At 62.5% G+C, this 13,937-nt stretch carries 11 protein-coding genes and 1 tRNA gene; 8 read left to right on the top strand and 4 right to left on the bottom strand.

Features of this window, described 5'->3' with window-relative positions; genetic code table 11:
- The first annotated feature begins 324 nt into the window (after positions 1-324).
- Positions 325-549 (top strand): hypothetical protein, encoded by a 225-nt coding sequence (locus M5B96_RS02505; protein ID WP_248794914.1) that lies wholly within the window; start codon positions 325-327, stop codon positions 547-549.
- Between the two features lie 111 nt (positions 550-660).
- On the opposite strand, the gene M5B96_RS02500 is transcribed toward M5B96_RS02505, so the two are convergent.
- Together M5B96_RS02500 and M5B96_RS32645 are read right to left on the bottom strand one after the other, a co-directional pair.
- Positions 661-737 (bottom strand) — tRNA-Met (locus tag M5B96_RS02500).
- 115 nt (positions 738-852) lie between these two features.
- On the bottom strand, positions 853-2,007 hold the full coding sequence (locus M5B96_RS32645; protein ID WP_412548577.1) for a methyl-accepting chemotaxis protein: 1,155 nt from the start codon (positions 2,005-2,007) through the stop codon (positions 853-855).
- Between the two features lie 1,224 nt (positions 2,008-3,231).
- On the opposite strand from M5B96_RS32645, the gene M5B96_RS02490 reads away from it, so the two are divergent.
- From M5B96_RS02490 to M5B96_RS02465, 6 genes are all read left to right on the top strand, one after another.
- Positions 3,232-4,449, top strand: a complete 1,218-nt coding sequence (locus M5B96_RS02490; protein WP_248794912.1) for an MFS transporter — start codon at positions 3,232-3,234, stop codon at positions 4,447-4,449.
- Positions 4,450-4,687: 238 nt separating this feature from the next.
- The gene (locus M5B96_RS02485) at positions 4,688-5,665 is read left to right on the top strand and encodes a 2-dehydro-3-deoxygalactonokinase (RefSeq protein ID WP_248794911.1); all 978 of its coding nucleotides are present in this window, start codon (positions 4,688-4,690) and stop codon (positions 5,663-5,665) included.
- Positions 5,666-5,696: 31 nt separating this feature from the next.
- Positions 5,697-6,317: a 2-dehydro-3-deoxy-6-phosphogalactonate aldolase gene (locus tag M5B96_RS02480; protein WP_248794910.1), complete on the top strand. Its 621-nt coding sequence runs from the start codon at positions 5,697-5,699 to the stop codon at positions 6,315-6,317.
- A 50-nt stretch (positions 6,318-6,367) separates the two neighbouring features.
- Complete coding sequence (gene dgoD, locus M5B96_RS02475) at positions 6,368-7,516, top strand: galactonate dehydratase (RefSeq protein WP_248794909.1); 1,149 nt, start codon at positions 6,368-6,370, stop codon at positions 7,514-7,516.
- 103 nt (positions 7,517-7,619) lie between these two features.
- A complete protein-coding gene (locus tag M5B96_RS02470) occupies positions 7,620-8,930 on the top strand; it encodes an MFS transporter (RefSeq protein ID WP_248794908.1) in 1,311 nt (436 codons plus the stop codon).
- 62 nt (positions 8,931-8,992) lie between these two features.
- Positions 8,993-9,796 (top strand): IclR family transcriptional regulator, encoded by an 804-nt coding sequence (locus tag M5B96_RS02465; RefSeq protein ID WP_248794907.1) that lies wholly within the window; start codon positions 8,993-8,995, stop codon positions 9,794-9,796.
- Positions 9,797-9,844: 48 nt separating this feature from the next.
- Here M5B96_RS02465 and M5B96_RS02460 read toward each other — a convergent pair whose 3' ends face one another.
- Positions 9,845-10,567, bottom strand: coding sequence for a FadR/GntR family transcriptional regulator (locus tag M5B96_RS02460; RefSeq protein ID WP_248794906.1), 723 nt, complete (start codon positions 10,565-10,567; stop codon positions 9,845-9,847).
- Between the two features lie 109 nt (positions 10,568-10,676).
- A complete protein-coding gene (locus tag M5B96_RS02455; RefSeq protein ID WP_248794905.1) occupies positions 10,677-12,413 on the bottom strand; it encodes an IlvD/Edd family dehydratase in 1,737 nt (578 codons plus the stop codon).
- A gap of 193 nt (positions 12,414-12,606) precedes the next feature.
- On the opposite strand from M5B96_RS02455, the gene M5B96_RS02450 reads away from it, so the two are divergent.
- A complete protein-coding gene (locus M5B96_RS02450; protein ID WP_248794904.1) occupies positions 12,607-13,929 on the top strand; it encodes an MFS transporter in 1,323 nt (440 codons plus the stop codon).
- The last annotated feature ends 8 nt before the right edge of the window (positions 13,930-13,937 follow it).

Below are 13,937 nucleotides of genomic sequence, written 5' to 3'. Positions count from 1 at the left end.
CGCCAATCGACTCCGGGCTGCTAAACCCGATCACTGAAATTTGTCAGTGACGACTCAAGGCTAGCCAGCGAAATCGACAGGCGCAACAGGGCGGAAGTTTCTAGGAAATTTCAGGCGAGGGAAAGAGAGGTGTCTTGCTGCTCGAGCGAAAGCACCGGAGATAAAGTGTGTATTTGATGATGGGGCGCATCCGTCCGGTCATTGCGGTGAAGTGGTCAAATAAAGATCAAGCGATTGTCTGGGGGACGACGGTTGGAGGACAGCCCCAACTGCGGCTACATGGGTTGCACCAGCGTCAAGAAAGTTGTGGAAGGCTTGTCTGTCATGGAGAAGGTAATCCCTGAGATCCGGGAGCGGCTTGTTCGCGTCGAGACAAAACTCGACAGCGTTGAAAAGAACATGGCAACCAGGTTCGATGTGGAGGCTCTGCGCGGCTCAATCTCTACTGACGTTCAAAAACTCGTCAGTGACTCGACGTGGCGCTTCGTGCAAATTTCGGTCGTTCTCGCGGGGCTCGCCTTCACGACGGCAAAATTCATCCACCCGTAAATGCTGAGCTCCGCGAGGCCCGGTTTCGGGTCTGTCGTTGCTGCCTTCCTTGTCCACTTTTCTCCGGGCATAAAAAAACGGCCTACCTTTCGGTAAGCCGTTTTTAGTACTTGGTGGCTACACAGGGACTTGAACCCCGGACCCCAGCATTATGAATGCTATGCTCTAACCAACTGAGCTATGTAGCCAAGTGGCGCGCATTATTCGCCGGTAACGATATTGTGTCAAGCAAATATCTGAAAATTTTCTCTACGCTATCAACCGCTTAAGGCCCGACGGCGAAAACCGTGGGCCTTGGGTGCCTCAATTCAGGCGGAAACGCCCGGTATTGTCGCTCAGCGCCTTGCTGCCTTCGCTCAGGCTGTCCGCCGCACGGTTGACCGCGCGCGCGCCTTCCAGCAGCCGTACGGCCGCCTGGTCGATCTGCTGGATATTGCCGCTGACTTCGTCCGCCGTGCTTGCCTGCTCGTCCACCGCCGTGGCGATCTGCGCCAGGGTGTCGGTGACGGTCTGTACGGCGCCGGCGATTTCCACCAGCCGCTGGCCCAGTCCGGTCACCGATTGCGCGTCGGTCTCGGCCTGGATACAGGCCGCTTCCATCAGGGTCACGGCCTGGCTGACCGTGGAGCGCAGGCTGTCGACCGTGCTGGCGATCTGTGCGGTCGAGCTCTGGGTGCGTTGCGACAGGCTGCGCACCTCGTCCGCCACCACCGCAAAGCCCCGCCCTTGCTCGCCGGCCCGCGCCGCTTCGATGGCGGCGTTCAGGGCCAGCAGGTTGGTCTGCTCGGCTACCCCGCGAATGGTGTCGACCACCAACTGGATCTGCTGCCCCTGTTCGCTGACCCGGCCGAGGGCCGCGGCCGTTTCGTTCAGGCGCTGGTTCAGTTGCTGGATGCTCGCGGTGGTGCGCTGGCTGTCGCGACTGCTGTCGGAGGCGATGCGCTGGGTGTTCTGGGCGCTGCCGGAGGCCTGTTCGCAGCTCTGCGCCACGCCCAGGGAGGTGGCCGCCAGTTGCGTGGCGGCGGCGGCGATCTGGCTGATCTGCGCCTGTTGTGTCTCGACCTCGCTGAGGGCGCCGCTGGAGTGGGTATTGAGGGTGCGCACCGCCGCGCTCAGTTGCAGGGTCTCATGGTCGACCCCCTGCAAACTGGTGCGCAGTTGCACCACGGCGACGTTCAGCGCGGTGCTGATGGCCGCGAGTTCGTCGCGGCCCTCCACCGGCACTTGCAGGCAGAGATTGCCGTCACGCAGGGATTCGGCCAGCAGGGTAATACCGCTGGCACTCCGACGGATCGAGGCTTGCAGGCAGACGAACAGGTACAACGCCGCCAGCAGCAGGCAGCCGAAGATCCCCGCCAGCAGGCTGAACTGGCGGATGGCCGCGCCGTGGTAATAGTCCAGGCGGCTGTCGAGGGAGGTGAGGCTGTCCTGGCGCAAGCTGGCGAGTTCGCCGAGCATCTTGTCCAGGGTCTGTTCGAAGCCTTCGGGCTTGAGGCTGATGCTGCCGCCGAACATGCCGTCATCGAGCACCTTGAGGCCATCGTCCAGGTATTTCAGGCTGGCATGGTAACGTTCGGCCCAGCTTTTCAGCTCCGGTGGCAGGCGGCTTTCCAGCAGGTTGCCGGTCTTGGTCAACTGCTCGCGGGCATCGCCGATACGACCACGCAGGTCCTTCAATTGCAGGCGGCTTTGCAGGCTGAACTGGCCCGAGACCACGGACGCCTGGCCGACACTGGCCAGGCGGCCAACCCGCTCGATCAGGTCCGGCGCATGCTGGGTGGCGATTTGCGTGAGCAGGTAGGTCTCCATCCAGGGCGCGAGGATCAGGCGGCTGTCCATGGCGACCTGTTCGCGCAGCGCTTGCAGTGCACTCAGGGCGCTGGTGAAGCGATCATAGCCGTCCGGCCACCAGCCGACCTTGCTCAGGCTGGCGGAATCGAGGCCGGCGAGGGCAGCTTGCAGGGCCTGGTAGCGGTTCAGGGTGTCGGTGTCGGCGCCTTCGCTTTGCAGGGTCTTGCCCAGCGCCTCGACCGCCTGGTTGATTTCCGGTTGGGCCTTGTCCAGGGTCGCCATGGCCGCGAGGGTGGCCGGTGTCGGTTGCCGGTTGGTTTCCGTGGCGCGCCAACGGGCGGCACGATCACGCTGGGCCTCCAGCAGGTTGTCCAGCGAGTCGAGGGACAGCAGTTGATTGACGCCGGCACGCTCCTCGGTAATCAGTGCCAGCTTGCCGCGATAATCCTGGCCGATCAGGTACAGGCTGCCCATCAGCGGCACGATGAACAGCAGGAACAGTACCTGAAACTTGCGGGCGAACCCGAAGTGGCCCAGCAGTCGAATCCCCGGTGATAAAAAAGCGTGCATGGTCGACTACTCCTCAGGGCGCCACGCACGATTTTGGTGCAATCGTAACGGGGGCCGTCATTAGATACTTCGGAAGTCCGCCAGTCAGGCGTTGTAGGTCAGCTGTTGTAGCGAAACTTCCCATTCTCGGTCCCCTTTGTAAGGGGGCGTGCTGTAAGCACTCAGAGCACGCAAGATTCAGACCAATGGCTTTACGCTATTAGTCATTCCGTCGAGAAAAAACCGATTGTTAGCTCTACAAGTATCTGGCACGAATGCACCGAAAAATGGCACATTGCTGCACCTGCAACTGTGCATCCATCCGTGTTACGGAATCACTTCATGGCCCTTACCCAAACCTCTGGCGGCTCGACCTTGGCGTCGGCGCCGCCGCAAACCAGCCCGTTGGTGATGCGTGTGATCGGTGCCGTGGCGTTGGCGCATTTGATCAACGACCTGATCCAGTCGGTCTTGCCGTCGATCTATCCGATGCTCAAGGCCAACTATGGCCTGAGCTTCACCCAGGTCGGCCTGATTACCCTGACGTTCCAGGTGACGGCGTCGCTGTTGCAGCCCTGGGTCGGCTTTTATACCGACCGCCATCCCAAGCCCTTGCTGCTGCCGCTGGGGATGGTCAGCACGCTGATCGGGATCCTGATGCTGTCCCAGGTCGGCAGTTTTCCTCTGATCCTGCTGGCGTCGGCCTTGATCGGTGTCGGTTCCTCGACCTTCCACCCGGAAGCTTCGCGGGTCGCCCGCCTGGCCTCCGGTGGGCGTTACGGGCTGGCGCAGTCGAGTTTCCAGGTCGGCGGTAACGCCGGCTCGGCCTTCGGCCCGTTGCTGGCGGCGGCGATCATCATTCCGTTCGGCCAGGGCCATGTCGCCTGGTTCGGCCTGTTCGCGCTGTTTGCCCTGGGCGTGCTGTACGGCATCAGTCGCTGGTATCGCGCGCACCTGAACCTGTTCAAGCTCAAGCAGGGTCAGAAGGCCACTCACGGGTTGTCGAAGAACCGGGTACTCGGGGCGTTGGTGGTACTCGGTTTGCTGGTGTTCTCCAAGTACTTCTACATGGCCAGCTTCACCAGCTACTTCACCTTCTACCTGATCGAGAAGTTCCAGCTGTCGGTGGCCAGTTCGCAGCTGCACCTGTTCCTGTTCCTCGGCGCGGTGGCGGCGGGGACCTTCGCCGGCGGGCCGATCGGCGACAAGATCGGGCGCAAGGCGGTGATCTGGTTCTCGATCCTCGGGGTGGCGCCGTTCACCTTGATGCTGCCCTATGTCGACCTGTTCTGGACCACGCTGCTGAGTGTGGTGATCGGCTTTATCCTGGCGTCGGCCTTCTCGGCCATCGTGGTCTTCGCCCAGGAACTGGTCCCGGGCAATGTCGGGATGATCGCCGGGGTGTTCTTCGGCCTGATGTTCGGCTTTGGCGGGATCGGCGCGGCGCTGCTCGGGCACCTGGCGGACCTGCACGGCATCGAATACGTCTACACGATGTGCTCGTTCCTGCCGTTGTTCGGGGTGTTGGCGGTGTTGCTGCCGAAAACGAAAAAGGCTTGATCCTCTAGAACCCGGCCGCTCTGCAACAGACGGCCGGCCTCTCGCCCGTTTTGGGCTCTATCCTTCTGCGAGACGCCGGCGACGGGAATATTGCCCCGGGGTGGCGATCGTTTTTGTGTTTTTAATCCCTATATATGGGATGTTTATTTATATATTGAGATTTTGCGCGCGTCAGGTTTATAGTCGTCCTCATCAGCTCTACGCACTCACTGTCCAAAAACAACTTTCAGGTGAAGCGATGCAGGCGCAATTGATTGCGCTCGACTGGGGAACCACCTCACTTCGGGCTTACAAACTCGCTGCCGGCGGCCAGGTGCTCGAACAGCGTTCGCTGTCGTCGGGAATCATGCAGTTACCTGGCGTGCCGCGAATGATCGCCGGCCGGATGTGCGCCGATGGTTTTGAGTTGGCCTTCGATGAGGCCTGTGGCGACTGGCTCGATGCCCAGCCGGAACTGGCGGTGATCGCCTGCGGTATGGTCGGAAGCGCCCAGGGTTGGGCCGAGGCGGCTTACTGCGAGACGCCGGCGAATGTCGCCAATCTGGGACGCTCCTTGAATACCCTGCGCAGCTTGCGCGGTGTCGATGTGCACATCGTGCCCGGGGTGATTCAGCGTTCGCGCTTGCCGAATGTGATGCGCGGCGAAGAGACCCAGGTCCTCGGCGTGCTGCAAGGCCTGCCGGCCGGTGCGGGCGACAACCTGTTGATCGGCTTGCCGGGCAGTCATTCGAAATGGGTCGAAGTGGCCGACGGCTGCATCCGCCATTTCGATACCTTCATGACCGGCGAGGTGTTTGCCGTGCTCAGTGAACACAGCATCCTGGGGCGTACCCAGCAGCGTGGCGCGCCCTTTGCTGGCCGGGCATTTGATCGCGGCGTGCAGGTGGCGCTGTCCTCCGAGGGCGAAATCGGTCCGCTGTCGACCCTGTTCAGTGCGCGCAGCCTTGGGCTGACCGGGGAGCTGAGCGCGGCCGAACAAACCGACTATCTGTCGGGCTTGTTGATTGGTCATGAACTCGCGGCCCTCGCCAGCGTGCAGCGCCATCGACGGCACAGCGAACACTTGCCGTCGATCGTGCTGATCGGCAATGCACAACTCTGTGCCCGCTACAGCCGGGCGCTCGCTGCCTGCGGTTTTACCCAGGTGAGCCTGGCCGAACAGGCCACCGAACGCGGCTTATGGCAGCTGGCCGAAGCGGCCGGACTGCTCGGCTGACCGCCTGCGCCCAACTACCAAGAGGTCTGACATGCTCAAGCAAGCACTGGCGAAAAACGGTTTGATCGCGATCCTTCGCGGCCTGCGTCCGCAAGAGGCGGCGGCCATCGGCGAGGTGTTGTATCAGGCCGGTTTTCGCGTCATTGAAGTGCCACTCAATTCGCCTGAACCGTACGCCAGTATCCGCATCCTGCGCGACCTGTTGCCCGCCGATTGCCTGGTCGGTGCCGGTACGGTGTTGACCGCGGAACAGGTCGAGCAGGTGAAGGCGGCGGGCGGGCAGGTGATCGTCATGCCCCACAGTGATCCCAAGGTCCTGCGCGCGGCCAAGGCGGCGGGGTTGTACTTGTCGCCGGGTGTCGCCACGCCGACCGAGGCCTTTGCCGCGCTGGCCGAAGGCGCCGATGTGCTGAAGATGTTCCCCGCCGAGCAGATGGGCCCGGCGGTGGTCAAGGCCTGGTTGGCGGTGCTGCCGGCCGGGACCTTGCTGATTCCGGTGGGCGGGATTACGCCGGACAACATGCGGGTGTTTGTCGAGGCGGGCGTCAGCGGTTTCGGCTTGGGTTCCGGGCTGTTCAAGCCGGGGCTGACACCTGATGAAGTGGCGGTTCGCGCCAAAGCTTATGTGCAGGCCTGGAATGCGCTGCGATAAGACTTTTTGGCGCCATGTGCGCTGCCTCTAAATACAAGAGAGACAACAAGATGAAAATCACCAAACTGACCACCTTTATCGTTCCGCCGCGCTGGCTGTTCCTCAAGATCGAAACCGATGAAGGCGTCACCGGCTGGGGCGAACCCGTGGTCGAAGGCCGCGCCCACACGGTCGCGACGGCGGTCGAGGAACTGTCGGATTACTTGATCGGCAAGGACCCGCGCAATATCGAGGATATCTGGACCGTGCTCTATCGCGGCGGCTTCTACCGTGGCGGCGCCGTGCACATGAGCGCCCTGGCCGGGATCGACCAGGCGCTGTGGGACATCAAGGGCAAGGCCCTGGGGGTGTCGGTCAGCGATCTGCTTGGCGGCCAGGTGCGCGACAAGATCCGGGTGTACTCGTGGATCGGCGGTGACCGTCCGGCGGATACCGCCCGGGCGGCCAGGGAAGCCGTCGAGCGGGGTTTCACCGCGGTGAAAATGAACGGCACCGAAGAGCTGCAGTTCGTCGACAGCTTCGAGAAAGTCGATCTGGCGCTGGCCAACGTCGCCGCCGTGCGTGATGCGGTGGGCCCCAATGTCGGTATCGGCGTGGACTTCCATGGCCGGGTGCACAAGCCCATGGCCAAAGTGCTGATGAAGGAACTCGACGCCTACAAACTGATGTTCATCGAAGAGCCGGTGCTCAGCGAAAACTATGAGGCCTTGAAGGAACTGGCGCCGCTGACCAGCACGCCGATCGCGCTGGGCGAGCGGTTGTTCTCGCGCTGGGATTTCAAGCGGGTGCTCAGCGAAGGCTACGTCGACATCATCCAGCCGGACGCGTCCCATGCCGGCGGTATCACCGAAACCCGCAAGATCGCCAACATGGCCGAAGCCTACGACGTCGCGCTGGCCTTGCATTGCCCGTTGGGCCCGATTGCCCTGGCGGCATGCCTGCAGCTGGACGCGGTTTGCTACAACGCGTTTATCCAGGAGCAGAGCCTGGGCATCCATTACAACGAAAGCAATGACCTGCTCGATTACGTCAAGGATCCGCGGGTGTTCGACTATGACAAGGGCTTCGTGAAGATCCCCAATGGCCCGGGCCTGGGCATCGAGATCAACGAGGAGTACGTGATTGAACGCGCCGCCATCGGCCACCGCTGGCGCAATCCGATCTGGCGGCATGCCGATGGCAGTTTCGCCGAGTGGTGATCGCCGACTGATTCAGCACCCCTCGACGCTGGGCCGGTCCCAGCCCGGACAGCCGTATTCTTGCCAATCAACGCCCTCAATAATCATAAGAAGAGGCACTCCCATGCAGCCGGAAATCTTTACCGGGACGGTGTCGTTGGTGACGCCGAGCCGCAAGCGTTTTTTCATCATGCTGCTGCTGTTCATCACCGTGGTGATCAACTATCTGGATCGCAGCAACCTGTCGATCGCGGCCCCGGCGCTGACCAGCGAGTTGGCGATCGATCCGATCCATGTCGGGCTGATCTTCTCGGCGTTCGGCTGGACCTATGCGGCCATGCAGATCCCCGGTGGCTGGCTGGTGGACCGAGTGCCGCCGCGCATCCTCTACAGCGTCGCGTTGCTGCTGTGGTCGCTGGCCACGGTGCTGCTCGGTTTCGCCGCCAGCTTTATCGCGCTGTTCGTGTTGCGCATGGCCGTGGGCGCCCTGGAAGCGCCGGCCTATCCGATCAACAGCCGGGTGGTGACCACCTGGTTTCCCGAGCGTGAGCGTGCGACCGCCATCGGTTTCTACACCTCCGGGCAGTTCGTCGGGCTGGCCTTTCTGACCCCGGTACTGGCCTGGCTGCAACACCAATACGGTTGGCACATGGTGTTCGTCAGTACCGGGGTGGTGGGGATTCTCTGGGCCGTCGTCTGGTACGCGGTGTATCGCGAGCCACGGGATTTCAAGGGCGCCAACCAGGCGGAAATCGAGCTTATCCGTGAGGGCGGCGGGTTGGTCGATATCCAGGCCGAGACCGTCCGGCGCAAGGCCGCGTTCAGTTGGACGGACCTGGGCATCGTGTTGAGCAAGCGCAAGTTGTGGGGGATCTACCTCGGACAGTTCTGCCTCAATTCGACGTTGTGGTTTTTCCTGACCTGGTTTCCCACCTACCTGGTGAAATACCGTGGCATGGACTTCATCAAGTCCGGCCTGCTGGCGTCGCTGCCGTTTCTCGCGGCGTTCGTCGGCGTGCTCTGCTCGGGGTTCTTCTCTGACTGGTTGATCCGCCGCGGTGCGACGGTCGGCTTTGCGCGCAAGTTGCCGATCATTGGCGGCTTGCTGATTTCCACTTCGATCATCGGTGCCAACTTTGTCGAATCGACGCCCTGGGTGATTGCCTGCCTGGCGCTGGCGTTCTTCGGCAACGGCTTGGCTTCGATCACCTGGTCGCTGGTCTCGACCCTGGCGCCGGCACGCTTGTTGGGGTTGACCGGTGGGGTGTTCAACCTTATCGGCAATCTGGCGGCGATCACCACGCCGATCGTGATCGGCTTTCTCGCCAGCGGCGACTCCTTCGCCCCGGCGATCACCTATATCGCCGTGCTGGCGCTGATCGGCGCACTGTCTTATGTGCTGCTGGTGGGCAAGGTGGCGCGGATCGAACTCTAGCAAGCGCCAGACCGGGCGACCATAATGCCGCCCGTTCTCTCGCTCATTGTTGAAGGCCGGATATGCAGGAAGACGCCGCAAAAAATCCCAAGGACGCCGCGCCGACCGGGACCCAGACGCTGCTTCGTGGTCTCGGTGTGGTGCAGGCCGTGGCCAGCGGTGCGCGTGACCTCAAGGAAATCGCCCGGCTGATCGGCACGACCCGCAGCACCACCCATCGACTGGCCAGTTGCCTGGTGGATGAGCGCTATCTGCGGGTCGTGCCGCAAGTCGGTTACCTGCTCGGGCCCAAGCTGATCGAACTGGGTTTCCAGGCGCGTGAAGAGTTGCCGTTGGTGACCCTGGCCGGGCCGTACCTGGATGAGCTGTCGGCATTGACCGGCGACACCATTCACCTGGCGATTCGGGAAGACGATGACGTGCTCTACCTGCACAAGAACCCGGGGCGCAATGGTCCGGAAATGCGTTCTCGGGTCGGGCATCGCATGCCGTTGGCGCGCACCGGGATCGGCAAGGCGCTGATGCTCGATGACTCACCAGGGGAGTGGCAGCGCCTGTATCGGCTCAGTGTGCCGGTGGCCGGGAAAAATCTGTTATGGCCGCAGCTCCCGGAGCAATCCTGGGAACAATTCCAGCAGCGCATGCTGGAATACGTGGCGGGTGGCTACGCGTTTGACCTGGAAGACAATGAGCCGTCGATCCGCTGTGTCGCTGCACCGGTACGCGATGCCAGCCGGCGAATCGTCGCCGGGATCAGTATCGCCAGTACCGTGCCCTATATGCCGCTGGAGAAAATGGCCGAGCTGATCCCATTGATCAAGCAGGTCGCCGCCCGGCTCTCCGCGGAGTTGGGCGCCAAGGCCTGAGTCAGGCCCTCGCGGTCGCTCGGTCGAGCACCTGCTCTTGCCGTTGCGTTACAGCGGCGTGAGGACGTTCATCACGGCATCCAGGGCGACCCGGGTATCGTCAAGTTGTACCAGCGAAGCATGCCGCGCGCCGAGGGCGTCGCGATTCTTGATGGCGGTCAGTATCGCCTTGTGCCGGGGCAGGCTGAGCCGTTGGCTGTCGGGACGCTGGTTGGTGATGTTGATGGACTCGCGCAACGGCAGCGAAAGCATGTTGCACATATAGGCGAGCAAGTCGTTGCGGGTTGCATCGGCGATCGCCCGGTGAAAATCCAGGTCCGCCTGCAACAGGCTCGCGTGGGTCTGCGCCGCTTCCATGGCTTTGTAGGCTGTTTCGATGATCGCGATGTCCGCGTCGGTCGCCGTGGTGGCGGCCATCGCGGCGATTTCCGGTTCGAGGATGCGACGCACGCCGGCCAAGGTGTTGAAGAACTCGCTGTGCGGCGTCGACTGCATCAGCCAGGACAACACGTCCGGGTCCAGCAAGTGCCATTTCACGCGGGGGCGGACCACCGCGCCGACCCGTGGCTTGGAGTACACCAGCCCTTTGGCGCTCAGTACCCGAGTGGCTTCGCGCAGCACCGAGCGACTGACTTTATATTCCTCGCACAGCGTAGCCTCCATGGGTAAACGCTCTTCCGGCTTGAAACGTCCGGAGACAATGTGCATGCCCAGTTCCTGAACGATCTGGGCATGCATGCTCTTGCGTGGCTTGGGGGGCTGGTGATCCATAACAGGGAGGCTGCTCTGACGAAATACGCTGCATCATAGCATCGCTCCCGTTCCTTTCAGGCGCTGCTACGCGCCTGAACCGCCGGGGAATGCCGCCGCTTCATGACGATCAGTGGGAATGTCGCGGGACCTCGGCGCCGCGGCAACCCACCAGGAAGTCGAAGTCGCAGCCCTGGTCCGCCTGGAGCACGTGGTCGATGTACAGCTGGCGATAGCCGCCCACGATCAGGGGCGGTGGCGCTTGCAGGTCGGCCATGCGCGCCGCCAGCTCGGCGTCCGGGATGTCCAGGTGCAGACGCCCGTTGGCACAATCGAGTTCGATCCAGTCGCCTTCGCGCACGACGGCCAAAGGTCCGCCGGCCGCTGCTTCCGGTGCCACGTGCAAGACCACGGTGCCGTACGCCGTGCCGCTCATGCGCGCGTCGGAAATCCGCACCATGTCGGTGATGCCCTGGGCCAGCAGTTTGGCCGGCAAGCCCATGTTGCCCACTTCCGCCATGCCGGGATAACCCTTGGGCCCGCAGTTTTTCATCACCAGGATCGAGTTCGCATCGACCTCCAGCTCCGGGTCGTTGATCCGCGCCTTGTACAGGTCGAAGTTCTCGAACACCACCGCGCGGCCGCGATGCTGCATCAGTTCGGCGCTGGCGGCGGAAGGCTTGAGCACCGCGCCGAGCGGCGCCAGGTTGCCACGCAGTACGCAGATACCGCCGTCCGCGCGGATCGGATTGGCGAGGGTGCGAATCACTTCGTCCTGGCCGTAGATCGGTGCCTCCCGGGTGTTCTCGCCGAGCGACTTGCCGTTGACGGTCAAGGCGTTGGGGTGGGGAATCAGGTTGGCTTCGCCGAGGCGGCGTAATACCGCGGGCAGGCCGCCGGCATAGTAGAACTCTTCCATCAGGAAGCGCCCGGACGGTTGCAGGTCGACGATGGTCGGCATGCCGCGGCCGATGCGGGTCCAGTCATCCAGGTCGAGCTCGACACCGATGCGTCCGGCGATGGCTTTCAAGTGGATCACCGCGTTGGTCGAGCCGCCGATGGCGGCGTTGACGCGGATGGCATTTTCAAAGGCTTCCTTGGTGAGGATCTTCGACAGCTTCAGGTCCTCGCGAACCATCTCCACCGCGCGCATCCCGGACATGTGCGCGAGGACATAACGGCGTGCATCAACCGCCGGGATCGCCGCGTTGTGGGGCAGCGAGGTGCCGAGCGCCTCGGCCATGCAGGCCATCGTCGAGGCGGTGCCCATGGTGTTGCAGGTCCCCGCCGAGCGCGACATGCCGCCCTCGGCCGCGAGGAAGTCGTCGAGGCTGATGGTGCCGGCCTTGACCTGTTCGCTGAGTTGCCAGACCACGGTGCCCGAGCCGATGTCCTGGCCTTTGTGCTTGCCGTTGAGCATCGGTCCGCCGGTGACGACGATGGCCGGCACGTCGCAACTGGCGGCGCCCATCAGCAACGCCGGGGTGGTCTTGTCGCAGCCGGTCAGCAACACCACGCCGTCGATCGGGTTGCCACGAATGGCTTCCTCGACATCCATGCTCGCCAGGTTGCGGGTGAGCATGGCGGTCGGGCGCAGGTTCGATTCACCGTTGGAGAACACCGGGAACTCCACGGGGAAACCGCCGGCCTCGATCACGCCGCGTTTGACATGCTCGGCAATCTGGCGGAAGTGCGCGTTGCACGGGGTCAGCTCCGACCAGGTGTTGCAGATCCCGATGATCGGCTTGCCATGGAACTGATGGTCGGCAATGCCCTGGTTCTTCATCCAGCTGCGGTACATGAAGCCGTTTTTGTCGGCAGTACCAAACCACTGGGCGGAGCGCAGGTCGGGTTTTTTATCGGACATGGTCAGCTCTCTTATTGTAAGACTATATTGTTCTTTGCTGGGTCTAACATAAGCGCAAAATCTTGGGTTTGGAAGTGTTGTTGGGTAAATAGTAATACTATATAGTCGTTTGCAACTGAGGTATGACCCTGGCGGTTTTCCGCGAGAGGCGTCCCCCGAGCTTCCATAAAAACAACAATTGGAAATCGATCTCATGAGCCAGGAACTGCGGCTGATTCGTCGCATCACGCTGAAACTGATTCCGTTCCTGATCCTGCTGTACCTGATCGCCTACGTGGATCGCTCCGCCGTAGGCTTCGCCAAATTGCACATGGGCGCGGATATCGGCATCGGCGATGCGGCGTATGGGTTGGGGGCCGGCCTGTTCTTCATTGGCTACTTCCTCCTGGAAATCCCCAGCAACCTGATGCTCGACCGCTTCGGCGCGCGGCGTTGGTTCGCGCGGATCATGCTCACCTGGGGCGCCATCACCATTGGCATGGCGTTTGTCCAGGGGCCCTACAGCTTCTATTTGATGCGCTTGCTGCTCGGTGCGGCTGAAGCCGGGTTCTTCCCGGGCGTTCTCTACTACATCACCCAATGGTTCCCGGTGCGCCATCGCGGCAAGATCCTCGGGCTATTCATCCTCTCCCAACCCATCGCGATGATGATCACCGGCCCGGTGTCCGGCGGCCTGCTCGGCATGGACGGGATCCTCGGCCTGCACGGTTGGCAATGGCTGTTCATCGCCATCGGTACGCCGGCGATCTTGCTGACCTGGCCGGTGCTGCGTTATCTGCCCGACGGTCCGCGGCAGGTGGCCTGGATGGATCAGACGGAGAAGGACTGGTTGGCCGGCGAGCTGAACAAGGACCTGCAAGCCTACGGCCAGACCCGGCACGGCAATCCGCTGCACGCCCTCAAGGACAAGCGGGTGTTGCTGCTGGCGTTGTTCTATCTGCCGGTGACCTTGAGTATCTATGGCCTGGGGCTGTGGCTGCCGACCTTGATCAAGCAGTTCGGTGGCAGCGATCTGACCACCGGGTTCGTTTCGTCGGTGCCGTATATCTTCGGGATCCTCGGGCTGTTGATCGTCCCGCGCAGTTCCGACCGCCTGAATGATCGCTATGGGCACTTGGCGGTGCTTTACGTGTTGGGGGCGATGGGCCTGTTCTTCAGCGCCTGGCTGAGCGTCCCGCTGCTGCAACTGGCGGCGCTGTGCCTGGTGGCGTTCGCGCTGTTTTCCTGTACCGCGGTGTTCTGGACCTTGCCGGGGCGTTTTTTTGCCGGCGCCAGCGCGGCGGCGGGGATCGCGTTGATCAACTCGGTGGGCAACCTGGGCGGCTACATCGGTCCGTTCGTGATCGGCGCGCTCAAGGAGTACACCGGCAACCTGGCGTCGGGTTTGTACTTCCTTTCCTGCGTGATGGTGTTCGGTCTGCTGCTGACCGGGGTGATCTATCGGTTGCTGGAGCGTAAACATGTGCTGCCGGTCGATCAGTTTGCCGCCAGCGCTCGCGGCGCCACGCGTACTTAATCGGCAAT

Source organism: Pseudomonas sp. MWU13-2105 (genome assembly GCF_023242315.1).
Lineage (GTDB): Bacteria > Pseudomonadota > Gammaproteobacteria > Pseudomonadales > Pseudomonadaceae > Aquipseudomonas.
Note: the sequence above shows the minus strand (reverse complement) of the source record. Positions and strands in the feature narration are given on the sequence as shown.

Bases quoted from the DNA above. Each gene is read 5' to 3' on its own strand.
- M5B96_RS02505 (WP_248794914.1), top strand. From the start codon at position 325: ATGGAGAAGGTAATCCCTGAGATCCGGGAGCGGCTTGTTCGCGTCGAG.
- M5B96_RS32645 (WP_412548577.1), bottom strand. From the start codon at position 2,007: ATGCTCGGCGAACTCGCCAGCTTGCGCCAGGACAGCCTCACCTCCCTC.
- M5B96_RS02490 (WP_248794912.1), top strand. From the start codon at position 3,232: ATGGCCCTTACCCAAACCTCTGGCGGCTCGACCTTGGCGTCGGCGCCG.
- M5B96_RS02485 (WP_248794911.1), top strand. From the start codon at position 4,688: ATGCAGGCGCAATTGATTGCGCTCGACTGGGGAACCACCTCACTTCGG.
- M5B96_RS02480 (WP_248794910.1), top strand. From the start codon at position 5,697: ATGCTCAAGCAAGCACTGGCGAAAAACGGTTTGATCGCGATCCTTCGC.
- dgoD (WP_248794909.1), top strand. From the start codon at position 6,368: ATGAAAATCACCAAACTGACCACCTTTATCGTTCCGCCGCGCTGGCTG.
- M5B96_RS02470 (WP_248794908.1), top strand. From the start codon at position 7,620: ATGCAGCCGGAAATCTTTACCGGGACGGTGTCGTTGGTGACGCCGAGC.
- M5B96_RS02465 (WP_248794907.1), top strand. From the start codon at position 8,993: ATGCAGGAAGACGCCGCAAAAAATCCCAAGGACGCCGCGCCGACCGGG.
- M5B96_RS02460 (WP_248794906.1), bottom strand. From the start codon at position 10,567: ATGGATCACCAGCCCCCCAAGCCACGCAAGAGCATGCATGCCCAGATC.
- M5B96_RS02455 (WP_248794905.1), bottom strand. From the start codon at position 12,413: ATGTCCGATAAAAAACCCGACCTGCGCTCCGCCCAGTGGTTTGGTACT.
- M5B96_RS02450 (WP_248794904.1), top strand. From the start codon at position 12,607: ATGAGCCAGGAACTGCGGCTGATTCGTCGCATCACGCTGAAACTGATT.